The organism is Streptomyces sp. HP-A2021, assembly GCF_022807935.1.
Taxonomy (GTDB): domain Bacteria; phylum Actinomycetota; class Actinomycetes; order Streptomycetales; family Streptomycetaceae; genus Streptomyces; species Streptomyces afghaniensis.
In genome coordinates this window covers 2,726,603-2,742,608 of the sequence record NZ_CP094344.1, presented here as the reverse complement: position 1 = coordinate 2,742,608, position 16,006 = coordinate 2,726,603, and the positions used below count along the sequence as shown (strand labels likewise).

Annotated in this window: 11 protein-coding genes; 7 read left to right on the top strand and 4 right to left on the bottom strand. The window is 70.0% G+C overall.

Going from position 1 to position 16,006, the window contains the following annotated elements:
• Nucleotides 1–38: 38 nt before the first annotated feature.
• Nucleotides 39–1,262 (bottom strand): hypothetical protein, encoded by a 1,224-nt coding sequence (locus tag MQE23_RS12395; RefSeq protein ID WP_037670969.1) that lies wholly within the window; start codon nucleotides 1,260–1,262, stop codon nucleotides 39–41.
• Nucleotides 1,263–1,601: 339 nt separating this feature from the next.
• Here MQE23_RS12395 and MQE23_RS12390 point away from each other — a divergent pair, with 339 nt between their 5' ends.
• From MQE23_RS12390 to MQE23_RS12375, 4 genes are all read left to right on the top strand, one after another.
• Nucleotides 1,602–3,011, top strand: coding sequence for a diaminobutyrate--2-oxoglutarate transaminase family protein (locus MQE23_RS12390; protein WP_243382604.1), 1,410 nt, complete (start codon nucleotides 1,602–1,604; stop codon nucleotides 3,009–3,011).
• Nucleotides 3,012–3,303: 292 nt separating this feature from the next.
• Entirely contained in the window at nucleotides 3,304–5,229 is a 1,926-nt protein-coding gene (locus MQE23_RS12385) for an IucA/IucC family protein (RefSeq protein WP_347710131.1), read from the top strand.
• Nucleotides 5,230–5,321: 92 nt separating this feature from the next.
• Nucleotides 5,322–6,233, top strand: coding sequence for a GNAT family N-acetyltransferase (locus tag MQE23_RS12380; protein ID WP_020274561.1), 912 nt, complete (start codon nucleotides 5,322–5,324; stop codon nucleotides 6,231–6,233).
• Nucleotides 6,234–6,508: 275 nt separating this feature from the next.
• A complete protein-coding gene (locus MQE23_RS12375; RefSeq protein WP_020274562.1) occupies nucleotides 6,509–8,485 on the top strand; it encodes an ATP-dependent DNA helicase in 1,977 nt (658 codons plus the stop codon).
• 213 nt (nucleotides 8,486–8,698) lie between these two features.
• Here MQE23_RS12375 and lexA read toward each other — a convergent pair whose 3' ends face one another.
• On the bottom strand, nucleotides 8,699–9,478 hold the full coding sequence (gene lexA, locus MQE23_RS12370; protein WP_020274563.1) for a transcriptional repressor LexA: 780 nt from the start codon (nucleotides 9,476–9,478) through the stop codon (nucleotides 8,699–8,701).
• 620 nt (nucleotides 9,479–10,098) lie between these two features.
• On the opposite strand from lexA, the gene nrdR reads away from it, so the two are divergent.
• Nucleotides 10,099–10,659, top strand: coding sequence for a transcriptional regulator NrdR (nrdR, locus tag MQE23_RS12365; RefSeq protein ID WP_037670983.1), 561 nt, complete (start codon nucleotides 10,099–10,101; stop codon nucleotides 10,657–10,659).
• A 164-nt stretch (nucleotides 10,660–10,823) separates the two neighbouring features.
• Nucleotides 10,824–13,700, top strand: coding sequence for a vitamin B12-dependent ribonucleotide reductase (locus MQE23_RS12360; RefSeq protein WP_243379187.1), 2,877 nt, complete (start codon nucleotides 10,824–10,826; stop codon nucleotides 13,698–13,700).
• Nucleotides 13,701–13,760: 60 nt separating this feature from the next.
• On the opposite strand, the gene MQE23_RS12355 is transcribed toward MQE23_RS12360, so the two are convergent.
• Together MQE23_RS12355 and MQE23_RS12350 are read right to left on the bottom strand one after the other, a co-directional pair.
• Nucleotides 13,761–14,540 carry a phosphotransferase gene (locus MQE23_RS12355; protein ID WP_020274566.1) on the bottom strand — a complete coding sequence of 260 codons (780 nt, stop codon included), beginning with the start codon at nucleotides 14,538–14,540 and terminating at the stop codon, nucleotides 13,761–13,763.
• 31 nt (nucleotides 14,541–14,571) lie between these two features.
• Nucleotides 14,572–15,105: a TerD family protein gene (locus tag MQE23_RS12350; protein ID WP_020274567.1), complete on the bottom strand. Its 534-nt coding sequence runs from the start codon at nucleotides 15,103–15,105 to the stop codon at nucleotides 14,572–14,574.
• 155 nt (nucleotides 15,106–15,260) lie between these two features.
• Here MQE23_RS12350 and MQE23_RS12345 point away from each other — a divergent pair, with 155 nt between their 5' ends.
• A complete protein-coding gene (locus MQE23_RS12345; RefSeq protein ID WP_037670974.1) occupies nucleotides 15,261–15,866 on the top strand; it encodes a YdbC family protein in 606 nt (201 codons plus the stop codon).
• Nucleotides 15,867–16,006 lie beyond the last annotated feature (140 nt).

The window sequence follows — 16,006 nt, the reverse complement described above, 5'->3', positions numbered from 1 at the left end:
GGCGTGCCACCCCACCGCCGACTGTGAGCAGCCGGCCGTCAGCGGCCCGCGAACTTCTCGCTGACCGAGTCGTAGACGCCCTTGGCCGCCTCACCCAGGCGCGGACCGGCCAGCCAGCCCGACGTCACCGGGCCGATCGAGGTGTTGGACACCAGCGCCGGCTTGCCGTCCGAGCCCGTGGCGACCCAGCCGCCGCCCGACGAACCGCCGGTCATCGTGCAGCCGATGCGGTACATCGTCGGATCCGACGTGGTGACCGACAGCCGGCCCGGCTGGTCCTGGCACCGGTACAGCTTCTGCCCGTCGTACGGCGGCGCGGCCGGGTAGCCGATCGCCGTGACGCTCTTCACCCTCGGTACGGCGGGAGCCTTGAAGTCGACCGGCAGCGCCGAACCGACCGTCTCCTCCAGCGACTTGCCGCCGCTGCCCTTTTCTGGCGTCACATGGATGACCGCGAAGTCGTAGGGCGCGCCGTCCCCGCCCGTCGAGCCGCCCTGCTCGATCCACTGGTCCGAGGTCTGCGCCCAGTCTCCCCACCAGACGCCGTAGGGAGCGACGTCCTCCCTCGTGGCGTTCTCCAGCTCCGCGACCGGCTTGCCGTCGTCGTTGTACGACGGCACGAACGCGATGTTGCGGTACCAGCCGCCCTTCTTACCCGCGTGCACGCAGTGGCCCGCCGTCCACACGAGGTTGGACTTGCCCGGGTGGGCCGGGTCCTTCACCACCGTCGCCGAGCAGACGGCCGAGCCCTTGGGGGAGTCGAAGAACACCTTTCCGGCCGTGGGCGCGTTGGCGTGGTACGACGGCGGCACCGCCTGGGCCTCGACCGGCTCGGGCGTGGGATCGGTCACTCCCTGGTCACCGGAGAGGTCGCTGTCGTCGACGCCCTGGTCGGGCTCCTCCGCGTCCCGCATGCGGTCCGGGTCCCAGAGACCCTCGATGATCGGGTTGATGTACTCGTTGGCCTCGCGCAGCCAGTCGTCCCGGTCCCAGTTCTTCCAGGCGCCGTTCTTCCACTTGTCGATGTCGATCCCGTGCTCGCGGAGCCGGTCCCTGATGTCGTCCGGGATCCTCAGCTTGCCGTCGTCGGGGGAGCCGGCCGACGCGGAGGGCTCACCGCCCGCCGCGGCGTCGCCCGACTCGCAGGCGGTGGCGGTCAGCGCGAGCGCCGAGGCGAGGGCAACGGCGGCCAGCACGGGGGAGTTCCTGCGGCGCGCCCTCCCTCCTCGGCCGGCGATGGACGACGGACGTATGGATCGCATGATGTGACTCCCCCTGATGTGTACGAACATGGACGAACCGGTGCTCAGGCCCTGGTTTCCGCCGACTCATGGGGAGTTCAGGCCGAGTTCACGGCGTCCGGGAACGGCACCACACACTATGCGGTGGCTGTGGGGGCGGCCCGACGGAACCGCAACAGTTCCGTCACGGAAAGGATCTTGAGGCAACCCGTAACCCGGTGAGCGGACCGGGGTTGTAGCGGTGGGTGGCCTGCTGTCTGCGTGCGGGTCCTCTGTGCCCGTGCCCAGTGGGAGGTCAGGGAAGTCGTGGCGGAATCCACCCATAGGGGATGTGCGTCCGAGGAGGCCGCTGTGGGGCGTATGCCGGTGAGGGCCCTCCCCGGTGCTGTCGACGGCACGACCCCGGGAGCGCGCGCCGGGCACGAAGGGATTCCGCGCCGCCAGTCCGCGCGCGAGTCCGCGGCCCGCACCTACGCCCGCGCCCTGCCGATCGTGCCGGTGCGGGCCCGGGGACTGACCATCGAGGGCGCGGACGGCCGCCGCTACCTGGACTGCCTCTCCGGCGCCGGCGCGCTCGCCCTCGGGCACAACCACCCGGTCGTCCTGGAAGCCATCCGCAAGGTCCTCGACTCCGGCGCGCCCCTGAACGCCCTCGACCTGGCCACCCCCGTCAGGGACGCCTTCATCACCGAGCTGCTCCGCACCCTGCCCCCGGGGCTCGCCGACCGGGCCCGCGTGCGGTTCTGCGGACCAGCCGGCAGCGACGCCGTGCAGATCGCCTGCGAACTGGTGCGCGCGGCGACCGGCCGGACCGGCCTCATCGCGTTCACCGGCGCCTCCCACGGAAGGACGGCCGGGGCGTTCGACGCGTCCGACAGCGCCCACGACGTACGGGTCACCCGTCTGCCCTACCCGCAGGACTACCGCTGCCCCTTCGGCCTCGGGGGCGAGCGCGGGGCCGACCTCGCCGCCCGCTGGACCGAGTCCGTCCTCGACGACTGCGGGCCGGGCGCTTCGCTCCCCGCCGGGATGATCGTCGAACCCGTCCAGGGCGAGGGCGGGGTGATCTCCGCACCGGACGCCTGGCTCAGGCGCATGCGGCAGCTCACGGCCGGCCGGTCCGTCCCCTTGATCGCCGACGAGATCCAGACGGGCGTCGGGCGGACCGGCGCCTTCTGGGCCGTGGAGCACAGCGGAGTGACCCCCGACGTGATGGTCCTCTCCAAGGCCATCGGAGGAAGCCTGCCGCTGGCCGTCGTGGTCCACCACGACGACCTCGACGTCCCGGAACGCGGCGCCCCCACCGGCACCTTCCGCGGCAACCAACTCGCCATGGCCGCCGGCACGGCGACTCTCACCCACGTCCGGGAAAACCACCTCGCCGAACGCGCGGCGACTCTCGGGGCGCGCATGCTGAGTCAACTCCAAGGGCTGGTCGGGGACTTTCCGTGCGTGGGGGATGTGCGGGGGCGGGGGCTGATGATCGGGGTGGAGTTCGTGGACCCGGAGGGCGAGACCGAAGGGGCTGGGCAGGCGACCGGGACTGCGGGAAAGCCTCTTCCCGCCGCCCCCGAACTGGCGGCCGCGGTCCAGCGGGAGTGCCTGCGGCGAGGCCTCATCGTCGGACTCGGCGGCCGACACGCCGGCGTCGTCCGGCTGCTGCCGCCCCTGACGATCACCGACGAACAGGCGGCCGCCGTGCAGGACCGCCTGGCCGACGCCGTCCGGGCGGCGGCTCGATGTGCTGGGGGCGCGGCAGCAGCGCCGTAGACGGCGTGAGCCTCAATGCCGCGAGCGCTCATGGCCGTGAGCCTCACTGCCGTGGGAGCTCATGCCGTGACCCTCCAACCACGCCGTCCCGGAACCACCCAACGAGGTACCTGTCTTGAACGCCATCCCCACGCCCGACGACCACCCCACGACGCTGGGACGAGGCTCTGCTGATGTCCGGGCGTTGGGGGTGTCGGCGAACTCGGCGAACCCGAGAGTCTCTGCGAACCCGGCGGTCCCGTGTCAGAGGCCTGGGGCGGGGCAGTCCGCCGAGGTGCAGGACGGTGATGAGGTGCCGGGTGGCGAGCTCAGAGTCGGCGGGGGCATCGCCGACCCCCTGGAGCACCCCGAGCCGCACATCGTCGCCCAGGCAGCAGCCGTCGAGACGCTGTTGCGCTGCTGGGTGCGCGAGACCGACCAGCCCGCCCCCGCCGACGGCGTCCTCCGCATCCCCCTACCCGCCAGCGCCACGGCCCTGCTCGTCCCCGTCCGCTACTGGTCCCCGACGGGCTGGCACCGCTTCGGCCTCCCGCGCCTGGCCGACGCTCCCGACCACGCCCCACCGGCCGACGCCATCACGGTCGCCGCCCTGCTCTCCAGGGAGACCTCCGCAGACGGCTACAGCAACGGCTATGGCCCCGGGCAGGGTCACGGCGACCGCGGCGTCGACGGCGAAGAACTCGTCGCGGGTGTCGCCGACTCTCTCCGCCGCGTCACCTCATTCCTCTCCTTCCCCAGCGACCACCGTGACTCCCCGGACGAGGGCCCCGACCTCTTCCTGGCTGCGGAACAGTCACTCGTCCTCGGACACCCCCTGCATCCGACCCCGAAGAGCCGCGAGGGTCTCTCCGAGGCGGAAGCACGGCTGTACTCGCCCGAGTTGCGCGGCTCCTTCCCCCTGCACTGGATCGCTGTCGATCCTTCCGTCCTCGCCACCGACTCCGCCTGGACCGAACGCGGCCGCCCTGTCGCCGCGGCTCGACTCACCGCACGCCTGGCCGGGAGAGACGTGCCTCAGCCGGACGGATACGCCCTACTGCCCCTGCACCCCTGGCAGGCACGCGAGATCCGGCACCGTCCGCAGACCGCTGCCCTGCTCGACAGCGGACTGCTCCGCGACCTCGGCGCCCACGGCACTCCCTGGCACCCCACCTCCTCCGTACGAACCGTCTACCAAACCGGTGCCCCCGCGATGCTCAAGCTGTCGCTGGGCCTGCGTATCACCAACTCCCGTCGCGAGAACCTCCGTAAGGAACTCCACCGCGGCGTCGAGGTCCACCGCCTGCTCCGCAGCGGACTCGCGCAGCAGTGGCGGGCCGTGCATCCGTGCTTCGACATCGTTCGCGACCCGGCTTGGATCGCTGTCGACGGAATTCATGGAACCGATGGAACCAAGGAACCCAATAGACCCGGGAGTTCCGATGGCTCCGGAGGTTCCGGCGGCGTCCCGTTGCCCGGACTGGACGTGGTGATCCGGCACAACCCGTTCAGCCCATCGGACGATGTCTCCTGCGTCGCCGGATTCGTCTCGCCGCGCCCGTGCTCCCCTGCCCGGCCGGGAACCGCTCCCGACCGTCCGGAGATCCATGGCCCGGTCCTTCGGTCCCGGCTGGCCGAAGTCGTCATGCGTCTCGCCCGCCGGACCGGCCGGCCCCGCGGAGCCGTCGCTGCCGAGTGGTTCCTGCGCTACCTCGAGCACGTCGTGCGTCCCGTCCTGTGGCTGGACGGTGAGGCCGGCATCGCCCTGGAGGCTCACCAGCAGAACACCCTGCTCCTGCTGGACGCCGACGGATGGCCCGCGGGCGGCCGCTACCGTGACAACCAGGGCTACTACTTCCGGGAGTCCCGGCGCGCGGACCTCGACGCCCGGCTGCCCGGCATCGGTGAGCGGAGCGACACGTTCGTCTGCGACGAGGTCACCGACGAGCGCTTCCTTTACTACCTGGCGGTCAACAACGTCCTCGGCCTCATCGGCGCGTTCGGTTCCCAGGGGCTGGCCGACGAGCGGCTGCTGCTCGCCGCCTTCCGCCGTTTCCTCGGCAACGTCGCCGCCGGTCCAACCCGGTTGTGTTCCTCGCTGCCGACCCGGCTGCTCGATTCACCCGTGCTGCGCTGCAAGGCCAACCTGCTGACCCGGCTCCACGGCCTCGACGAACTCGTCGGTCCGGTCGACACCCAGTCCGTCTATGTCACCATCGCCAACCCCTTGCACTCCTGACCACCTGACGATCCTTGGACACAACCGACCTCCTTCATTCCTGCTTCATTCCTGAGGACACGCCGCACCCCCTTTCCTGAGAGGAGCGTTTGGTGCCTTCCGCTGATCCGGCAGCCGATGCCGGTACCGCTGTCCCCGCCACGGCCGACGTCAACGCCGGTGCCGGCTCCGACGCCCGCTGCGAGGCAGGTTCCGATGCCGACTCCAGCACGGGAGCCGACGCGGACCCCGCTGCGGATTCCGGTGCGAGCGACCCCGGCGAAGACACCATGGACCTACGGCTCCCGGACGAACTGCTCGCCCTCATCGCGGACGAGGTGTCCGACGGTCACGGAGCACGACGGCCGGGCCAGGGCACGGCACAGCCCTCCGTATCCACCGCCGCGAGTCGTGCGGCCTCCGGCCTCTCGGTCCTCTCAGCTCTCCCGACCGACGACCTCCTCGACCGCGTCGCCGACTGGGGCCCGACCGACACCCCCGCGGGCGTCTTCCACCTCGTCCCCGTGCGCGTCGAACGCGATCTTCCGCTCATCAGCCGCTGGATGAACGACCCCGCCGCTGCGGCGTTCTGGGAGCTGTCCGGGCCCCAGCGCGTGACCGAGGACCACGTGCTGTCCCAGCTGGCCGGCGACGGACGAAGCGTGCCGTGCATCGGCGTGCTGGACGGAAGGCCGATGAGCTACTGGGAGATCTACCGGGCGGACCTGGATCCGCTGGCCCGCCACTACCCGGCCCGGCCTCACGACACGGGGCTCCACCTCCTGGTCGGCGCCGTCGCCGACCGAGGGCGTGGTCTCGGCGGTCTGCTCCTGCGAGCCGTGGCCGATCTCGTACTCGCGCAGCGACCCTCCTGCGCACGCGTCATCGCGGAACCCGACATTCGCAACACCCCCTCCATCGCCGCCTTCCTGACTGCCGGTTTCCGGTTCTCCGCCGAGGTCGACCTGCCCGACAAGCGAGCCGCCCTCATGGTCCGAGACCGGTCCCTTCGGCATGTGTTGTAGCGCTGTGTAATCGCGCCCTCACTCAATGAACGTGGCGCGTGCCCGCCGCGGTTCCCACCCGCGCCACAACAATTTCTTCAACCGCTCGCCGACTTTCCCCCGCGGTCACAACGGACGCGGCCACAGTGGAGGCCGGGCCCGAACAAGAGCCGCCCCACCCCCTCCCGTCCGCCCATCCGAGCCACCCCCACCGAGGAGCCCAAGGTCTTGATCCCGTCCCCCGTCCCCGCCTTGATCACCCGTTTGTCAGTGCTGGGTCGTAGGGTGGTCGCGCTATGACGAAGCCCTCACTCCCCGAACTCCTGCATGCTGCCGTCACTGCCGTCGGCGGTACGGAGCGCCCCGGTCAGGTGGCCATGGCCGAAGCCGTCGCAGAGGCGATCGACGACGGCTCCCACTTGCTGGTCCAGGCCGGCACCGGCACCGGCAAGTCGCTGGGCTACTTGGTGCCCGCGCTCGCGCACGGGGAGCGTGTGGTCGTCGCGACCGCCACCCTGGCTCTCCAGCGCCAGCTGGTGGAGCGCGACCTGCCGAGAACGGTCGAGTCGCTGCACCCCTTGCTGCGCCGCCGCCCGGAGTTCGCGATGCTCAAGGGCCGGTCGAACTACCTGTGCCTGCACCGTCTGCACGAGGGTGTCCCGCAGGACGAGGAAGAGGGCCTCTTCGACCAGTTCGAGGCGGCCGCGCCCACCAGCAAGCTGGGCCAGGACCTGCTGCGGGTGCGCGACTGGGCCGACGAGACCGAGACCGGCGACCGCGACAACCTCACACCCGGCATCTCGGACCGGGCCTGGGCGCAGGTGTCGGTGTCGTCGAGGGAGTGCCTCGGGGCCTCGAAGTGCGCGTACGGCGCCGAGTGCTTCGCCGAGATGGCCCGCGAGCGCGCCAAGCTCGCCGACGTCATCGTCACCAACCACGCACTGCTCGCCATCGACGCCATCGAGGGCGCGCCGGTCCTTCCGCAGCACGAGGTGCTGATCGTCGACGAGGCCCACGAGCTGGTCTCGCGCGTCACCGGAGTCGCCACCGGAGAGCTCACCCCCGGCCAGGTCAACCGTGCGGTGCGCCGGGCCGCGAAACTCGTCAACGAGAAGGCCGCGGACCAGCTTCAGACCGCCGCCGAGGGTTTCGAGCGGCTGATGGAGCTCGCGCTGCCGGGCCGCCTGGAAGAGATCCCCGAGGACCTCGGCTACGCCCTGATGGCACTGCGCGATGCGTGCCGCACCGTCATCTCCGCCATCGGCACGACCCGCGACAAGTCCGTCCAGGACGAGGACGCGGTCCGTAAGCAGGCGCTGGCCTCCGTGGAGAACGTGCACGACGTGGCGGAGCGGATCACCAACGGCTCCGAGTGGGACGTGGTCTGGTACGAGCGCCACGACCGCTTCGGTGCCTCCCTGCGCGTCGCCCCCATGTCCGTCTCGGGGCTGCTGCGGGAGAAGCTCTTCGCGGACCGCTCGGTGGTCCTGACATCCGCGACGCTGAAGCTGGGCGGGGACTTCAACGGCGTCGGTGCCTCCCTCGGGCTCGCCCCCGAGGGCACCGAAGGTGATGACATCCCGCAGTGGAAGGGCATCGACGTCGGCTCGCCCTTCGACTACCGCAAGCAGGGCATCCTGTACGTCGCCAAGCACCTGGCGCGTCCCGCGCGGGACGGCGACCGCGGGGACATGCTCGACGAGCTCACGGAGCTCATTCAGGCGGCGGGCGGCCGCACCCTGGGCCTTTTCAGCTCCATGCGGGGCGCCCAGCTGGCCGCCGAGGAACTGCGTTCCCGGATCCCGGAGTTCCCGATCCTCCTCCAGGGGGAGGAGACGCTCGGCGAGCTCATCAAGAACTTCGCGGCCGACCCGAAGACCTGTCTGTTCGGCACCCTGTCGCTGTGGCAGGGCGTGGACGTCCCCGGCCCCAGCTGTCAGCTCGTCGTCATGGACAAGATTCCGTTCCCGCGGCCGGACGACCCCCTGATGAGCGCCCGCCAGAAGGCCGTGGAGGACGCGGGTGGCAACGGCTTCATGGCCGTAGCCGCCACCCACGCCGCGCTCCTCATGGCTCAGGGAGCCGGCCGTCTCGTACGGGCGTCGGGCGACCGCGGTGTGGTCGCCGTGCTGGACCAGCGTCTGGCGACGGCCCGCTACGGGAGCTACCTGAAGGCGTCACTGCCCGACTTCTGGTACACGACGGAACGTAACCAGGTGCGGAAGTCGCTGGCGGCGATCGACGCGGTGGCGAAGCAGGCGGAAGCCGATTGAGCCTCGGGGCCGGTCTGCGGAGACGAAGCCGTGGGCCGGCCCCACGCCAGGAGTACTGGGCCCCGCACCAGGAGTGCCGCGTCCCGACACCGCGTATCGGAGACCCCAGGAACTACCGGGGCCCGGACAGCGCAGGGCCCCGGAACCGGCGCAGGGGTTCCGGGGCCCGGTCAGAGGGTGGGCCACTGGGCCCACCCGACGCGGTGCGCGGTCTCAGACGCGGCGCAGTACGGCCACCACCTTGCCGAGGATGGTCGCGTCGTCGCCGGGGATCGGCTCGTACGCCGCGTTGTGCGGCAGGAGCCAGACGTGGCCGTCCTCGCGCTTGAAGCGCTTGACGGTGGCTTCTCCGTCCAGCATCGCGGCCACGATGTCGCCGTTCTCGGCGACCGGCTGGCGGCGGACCGTGACCCAGTCGCCGTCGCAGATGGCAGCCTCGATCATCGAGTCACCGACGACCTTCAGGACGAAGAGCTCACCGTCGCCGACGAGCTGGCGAGGGAGGGGGAAGACGTCCTCGACGGACTCCTCGGCGAGGATCGGGCCACCGGCGGCGATGCGGCCGACCAGCGGGACGTACGACGCGGCCGGCTTGCCCGCGGTGTCCGTGGGCTGCACGGAGGCGGCCTGGTCGGAACCGCGCACCTCGTACGCGCGCGGACGGTGCGGGTCGCGGCGCAGGAAGCCCTTGCGCTCCAGTGCCATCAGCTGGTGTGCGACGGAGGACGTGCTGGACAGGCCCACGGCCTGGCCGATCTCGCGCATCGACGGCGGGTAGCCGCGCCGCTGCACGGAGTCCCTGATGACCTCGATCACACGGCGCTGGCGGTCGGTGAGTCCGGAACTGTCCGCCCGGATGCCGGGAGGTCGTCCCGGCAGGGAGCGCTTGTGCCCCTCAGGGTTCGTGGCTTCGGTCATCGCGTGCACCGGCTCCAGTCGGCCCTGGGAGCGGTCCTGGGCAGTGATGGCGGCACTGTCTGCGGTGGTGGTCACGTCGGCCCCTCTCGATGGTCTCCCTGCTGGACAACGGTAGTTGCTTTCGAAAGGTTGCGCCAAACACACGTTCGAGTGAAAAATCGCGTATCGGCTGACGCGATCATGTGTCCGGGTGTATTGGCTACCGCTCCACCTGGCGGACAAAAGCGCCCATTGCTGTACTCTTCACCGCCGGGGTGATCGCCTCGGGGGCTGTTGGCCCAGTCTGCCATCCGGCATTCTCCTGCCCCGGGGCCAGCCCTCATCTGTGCGGGAGTCCCACGTCCCCTCCTCGCCGCGCCCACGGTATCTCCGCATGTGTCGCGGCGATACGGCTGAGCGTGTACGGATGCGGCTGGTGAGGTCGACCCGGCGTGTTCGGCGGTGCCGTCGAGGACGTACGAGGTCGGCGCGGCTGGCCGGTCGCGTGTCACCTGCGTCTATGCGCGCGACGCGCGCGTAGGGCGTGCATGTATGAGCCAATCCCCACATCTAGTGGTTGGATTGCAGCAGCAGCCCACAAGTTGTGGTCCCCCGGGTCTCCGTGCCCATGGTCATCGCCTATGCTTGGGGCTGCTTCGTGGGGCGAAAGAAGCCCAGCGATGCTTATGAGTCTGCTGTGAGGAGGGTTGGAGTTCATGCACTGCCCCTTCTGCAGGCACCCCGACAGCCGTGTCGTCGACAGCCGTACGACCGACGACGGCACGTCCATCCGCAGGCGCCGCCAGTGCCCTGACTGCTCCCGTCGTTTCACGACCGTGGAGACGTGCTCGCTCATGGTGGTCAAGCGGTCCGGAGTCACCGAACCCTTCAGCCGTACCAAGATCATCAATGGTGTGCGCAAGGCGTGTCAGGGACGGCCTGTCACCGAGGACGCGCTCGCCCAGCTCGGCCAGCGGGTCGAGGAGGCGGTGCGGGCCACCGGAAGCGCCGAGCTGACCACCCACGACGTGGGGCTGGCCATACTCGGCCCGTTGCAGGAGCTCGATCTCGTCGCGTATCTGCGATTCGCCTCCGTCTACCGGGCGTTCGACTCGCTCGAGGACTTCGAGGCGGCCATCGTGGAGCTCAGGGACGAGACGGGACGCCCCGACGCGGACGACGGAGACCGCGAGGACGCGGAGGCGGGGAGTCAGGAAGACGACCGCGGGCCCGGAGGGACGGGACACGTCCCCGAGCCCGCAGGCGCCGCCGACTGACCGGCGGGCCGGACCCGGACGGCAGCTCCGGGCCCGGCCGGGCGGCGGCGATGTGAAGACCTGTTGCGGGCGAGGTGAGTGGGTGCCCGCAACACCAGACAGAACACCGTGCCACGGGAACAACGGGGCACTTCAGGGCGTTTTCGCCCGTACAGGGAGGCGGCATGACAGAGACGGCGAGTGGTCCGGCACGGAGTTCCCGCGCCAAGAGCACCAAGGCGAGCAAGGGCCTGCGTATCGAGCGCATCCACACCACCCCTGGTGTCCACCCGTACGACGAGGTGGCCTGGGAGCGCCGTGACGTCGTCATGACCAACTGGCGCGACGGCTCGGTCAACTTCGAGCAGCGCGGCGTCGAGTTCCCCGACTTCTGGTCGGTGAACGCGGTCAACATCGTCACCAGCAAGTACTTCCGTGGTGCCGTCGGCACCCCGCAGCGTGAGACCAGCCTCAAGCAGCTGATCGACCGCATCGTGAAGACGTACCGGAAGGCCGGAGAGGACCACAAGTACTTCGCCTCGCCCGCCGACGCCGAGATCTTCGAGCACGAGCTGGCGTACGCCCTCCTGCACCAGATCTTCAGCTTCAACAGCCCTGTCTGGTTCAACGTCGGTACCAAACAGCCCCAGCAGGTCTCCGCTTGCTTCATCCTGTCCGTCGACGACTCCATGGAGTCGATCCTCGACTGGTACAAGGAAGAGGGCATGATCTTCAAGGGTGGCTCCGGCGCCGGCCTGAACCTCTCCCGGATCCGTTCCTCCAAGGAGCTGCTGTCCTCCGGCGGCAACGCCTCCGGTCCGGTCTCCTTCATGCGCGGTGCCGACGCCTCCGCAGGAACGATCAAGTCCGGTGGCGCCACCCGCCGCGCCGCCAAGATGGTCGTCCTCGACGTGGACCACCCGGACATCGAGGACTTCATCGAGACCAAGGTCAAGGAAGAGGAGAAGATCCGCGTCCTGCGCGACGCGGGCTTCGACATGGACCTGGGCGGCGACGACATCGCCTCCGTCCAGTACCAGAACGCCAACAACTCGGTCCGTGTGAACGACGAGTTCATGACGGCCGTCGAGCAGGGCGGTCAGTTCGGCCTGCGGGGCCGGATGACCGGCGAGGTCATCGAGGAGGTCGATGCCAAGGCGCTCTTCCGCAAGATCGCCGAGGCCGCCTGGGCCTGCGCCGACCCCGGCATCCAGTACGACGACACCATCAACAACTGGCACACCTGCCCCGAGTCCGGCCGGATCACCGCGTCGAACCCGTGCAGCGAGTACATGCACCTGGACAACACGTCCTGCAACCTGGCCTCGCTGAACCTGATGAAGTTCCTGAAGGACGACGGCAAGGGCAACCAGTCCTTCGAGGCCGAGCGCTTCCAGAAGGTCGTCGAGCTGGTCATCACCGCGATGGACATCTCGATCTGCTTCGCGGACTTCCCGACCCAGAAGATCGGCGAGAACACGCGCGCGTTCCGCCAGCTCGGCATCGGCTACGCCAACCTCGGCGCCCTGCTGATGGCCACCGGCCACGCCTACGACTCCGACGGCGGTCGCTCCCTCGCGGGTGCCATCACCTCCCTGATGACCGGCACGGCGTACCGCCGCTCCGCCGAACTCGCCGCGGTCGTCGGCCCGTACGACGGCTACGCCCGCAACGCCGACGCCCACAAGCGCGTCATGAAGCAGCACTCCGACGCCAACGACAAGGCCGTCCGCATGGACGACCTGGACACCCCGGTGTGGGCCGCCGCCAGCGAGTCGTGGCAGGACGTCCTGCGCCTCGGCGAGAAGAACGGTTTCCGTAACTCCCAGGCGTCCGTGCTGGCCCCGACCGGCACCATCGGCCTCGCGATGTCCTGCGACACCACCGGTGTCGAGCCCGACCTCGCCCTGGTCAAGTTCAAGAAGCTGGTCGGCGGCGGCTCGATGCAGATCGTCAACGGCACCGTCCCGCAGGCCCTGCGCCGCCTCGGCTACCTGGAAGAGCAGATCGAGGCGATCGTCGCCCACATCGCCGAGCACGGCAACGTGATCGACGCGCCCGGTCTCAAGCCCGAGCACTACGAGGTGTTCGACTGCGCCATGGGCGAGCGGGCCATCTCCCCGATGGGCCACGTCCGCATGATGGCCGCGATCCAGCCGTGGATCTCCGGCGCCATCTCCAAGACGGTCAACATGCCGGAGACGGCGACCGTCGAGGAGGTCGAGGAGATCTACTTCGAGGCCTGGAAGCTGGGCGTCAAGGCGCTCGCGATCTACCGCGACAACTGCAAGGTCGGCCAGCCGCTCTCCACCAAGAAGTGGGAGGAGAAGGCCGAGGAGCCCGCCGCCGTCGAGGCCAAGGTCGAGAAGGTCGTCGAGTACCGTCCGGTCCGCAAGCGCCTTCCGAAGGGACGTCCCGGCATCACCACGTCCTTCACCGTCGGCGGTGCCGAGGGCTACATGACCGCCAACTCCTACCCGGACGACGGTCTCGGCGAGGTCTTCCTGAAGATGTCCAAGCAGGGCTCGACCCTCGCGGGCATGATGGACGCCTTCTCCATCGCGGTCTCCGTCGGCCTCCAGTACGGCGTCCCGCTGGAGACGTACGTCTCGAAGTTCACCAACATGCGCTTCGAGCCGGCCGGCATGACGGACGACCCGGACGTGCGGATGGCGCAGTCGATCGTCGACTACATCTTCCGCCGCCTGGCGCTGGACTTCCTGCCCTTCGAGACGCGCTCCGCACTCGGCATCCACTCCGCCGAGGAGCGTCAGCGTCACCTGGAGACCGGTTCGTACGAGCCGAACGAGGACGAGGTCGACGTCGAGGGCCTGGCCCAGTCGGCGCCGCGGGCGCAGGAGCTGAAGGCCGTCTCCGCGCCGAAGAACGAAGAGGCGGCCAAGCCCGCCCCGCAGACGGCCCACACCAGTGCCGAACTGGTGGAGATGCAGCTGGGCATCCAGGCCGACGCCCCGCTGTGCTTCTCCTGCGGCACGAAGATGCAGCGCGCCGGTTCCTGCTACATCTGCGAGGGCTGCGGCTCCACCAGCGGTTGCAGCTGACGCCGAGCGTCTGAGCCGATGACAGAGGGGCACCGCCGTCGGGCGGTGCCCCTCTCGTCGTCACAGACTGCGGATGCCGGGGAGCCTGTCCAGTACGCCGTCCAGCCCTGAACGGACGGCGTCCTGGTCGCCGGTGTCCAACCCGTGCGTGACCTCGTACCAGGGGCCCAGACGGTGCCAGATCCGGGAGCGTCGGCGCGGCGCCGGCTGCACCCGGTAGGCGGTTGCGCAGGCGTCGGCGAACGCCGGTGAGGTGCCGTTGAGCGCCCATGCCAGGTCGATGGCGTGGTCTCCGATGTGAGCGTCGCCGAAGTCGATGACACCGGTGAGGACACCGTCCTGAGCCAGCAGATGCCCGGGTCCGAGGTCCCCGTGGACGAGGGCCGCGGCGGGCAGCGCACCGACGGCCTTCAGCAGGCCGGAGGCGGGGTCGCGCCGTTCCGTTGGCAGGAGGGGCAGTACGCGCGCCCGGAAGTCGTCCAGCAGGGCGGCGCGTTCCCGGAGCACCTCCTGCGCGGGCGGCACGCCGCGTCGCACGGCCTCATCGGTGTCCGCCCTGTGCAAAGCCCGCAGGAACAGCCCCAAGGCGTGGCCCTGGGAGGCATCCGGCTCCTCCAAGGGCTCACCCGGGACCAGGACGTGTCGAACGGTGAGCGGATCGTCCGACACGATGTGAGGCACCGGCACGGTGAGCGGCAGGTGCGGTGCGAGCCAGGGCAGCAGACGGGTTTCCGTCAGGAGCTGCCGCTCCACATCCGGGCGGCGGGGACGGCGTTCGACCCAGCGGCCGTCGACCAACCGGGCCTCGCAGTCCCAGCCGTCCGGGAAGACCGGGTTCACCCCTGGTTCCCGCGGGCTCCTCGGGGAGAACTCACGGCCGGTGTGCGGCACCCATCGTCCTGGCGAAGTCCACGGGGTCACCCTCGAAACCATGGAGGCCGGGGCGGAAGTCCCAGGGACCGGAGCCGTCCCGGACGAACTCCGCGATCGTCGCCGCCGTGGCCCCCAGGACACGGCCGAAGTCGTCCTCGGCCAGGACCGTGTACCCCTCGCGGATACGCAGCCCGGGGTTCACCACACTGACGAACGTGCGCTCCGCCGGGCGCTGCTGGATGACGACACCGACCACCACGCGCGCGTAGCGGTTGTCGAGCCGGTCGAGTTCCAGCGTCATGACCTCGTCGTAGCCGAAGCCCTGGCCGTCCTTGCTGTCCCGGTTGAGATAGATGGTGCCGTCGGGGGAGCGGCTGTCGAAGTGCACCACGTAGGCGGGATCACCGTGCGGATCATCCGCCAGGTAGGTCGCCGCGACGAGGTCCAGGTCGGTGGACGGCTGCCCCGCCGGACTGGGATCCCACCGCACCGCGATCTCGACCTTGCGCAGCCCCTTGTTCAGCCCGTCCACCAGCGTCCCCTTCCCCGTACCGACCCGCCCGTTCGCCGCAACTGCCGGGCAGCCATGACTGTTTGCCCATCCTGCCACGCATGCGGGTGCGTGCGCCGGAGAGCGGTCCAGCCGAGAGTGACCGGCGCCACGCTCCGTGGCCTTACCATGGCGCGGTGCTGGTCAAGTGGATTCGCTGCACCGTGGTGGACCGCCGCGGTTTCGAGCGGGGGCAGCGGAAGTGGGCGGGGCTTCTGGGGGAGCCGGGGTTTCGGGGACAGGGGGGTGGCTGGAGCCGGGGGCGGCCGGACGTGGCGCACATCTTCGCGTTCTGGGAGAGCCGCGCCTTCTACGACTCCTTCATGGCACGGTCCCACGACCGGCTCGCGTCGGCCCAGTCGGGCACGTTCAAGGACGCCCAGGTCAGACTCTTCGACTACCGCTTCGACGTGAAGACCGGCTTCGAACCGCGCTTCACGGACGCCGACCTGCTGCGCGTGGCGCTCTGCCGTGTCCACGAGGAGCGGGTCGAGCACTTCGTGCTGATGCAGGAGAAGGTCTGGAACCCGGCGATGGCCGGCTCGCCCGGCATGGTGCGCGGGCTGTTCGGCGAGGCGCCCGGGAACGAGTTCATGATTCTTTCGATGTGGCGGTCGGCCGCCGAGCACGGCAAGTACCGCACCGAACGCGTGGAGCGGCTCGCCCTGCGGGCCCAGACGGAGGCGGACGTGGCGGCGCTGACCGGGGACGTCGTGGACATGGAACCGAGCTGGACCGTCTGATCTCGGCCGGTGCGGACGGGCCTGGACTGATTGATCCCGTCGGACGGGCGTGCGACCTGTGTGATCTGTGGTGCAGGATGTGTGTGACCTACGCTGTATGGGCACGGTACGAGTGCTCGACGGGCCCTCACCCGATCTAG

What these genes read in the sequence shown, in the direction of transcription:
- MQE23_RS12390 (WP_243382604.1), top strand. Translation starts at nt 1,602, where the DNA reads ATGCCGGTGAGGGCCCTCCCCGGTGCTGTCGACGGCACGACCCCGGGA.
- MQE23_RS12395 (WP_037670969.1), bottom strand. Translation starts at nt 1,262, where the DNA reads ATGCGATCCATACGTCCGTCGTCCATCGCCGGCCGAGGAGGGAGGGCG.
- MQE23_RS12360 (WP_243379187.1), top strand. Translation starts at nt 10,824, where the DNA reads ATGACAGAGACGGCGAGTGGTCCGGCACGGAGTTCCCGCGCCAAGAGC.
- nrdR (WP_037670983.1), top strand. Translation starts at nt 10,099, where the DNA reads ATGCACTGCCCCTTCTGCAGGCACCCCGACAGCCGTGTCGTCGACAGC.
- MQE23_RS12375 (WP_020274562.1), top strand. Translation starts at nt 6,509, where the DNA reads ATGACGAAGCCCTCACTCCCCGAACTCCTGCATGCTGCCGTCACTGCC.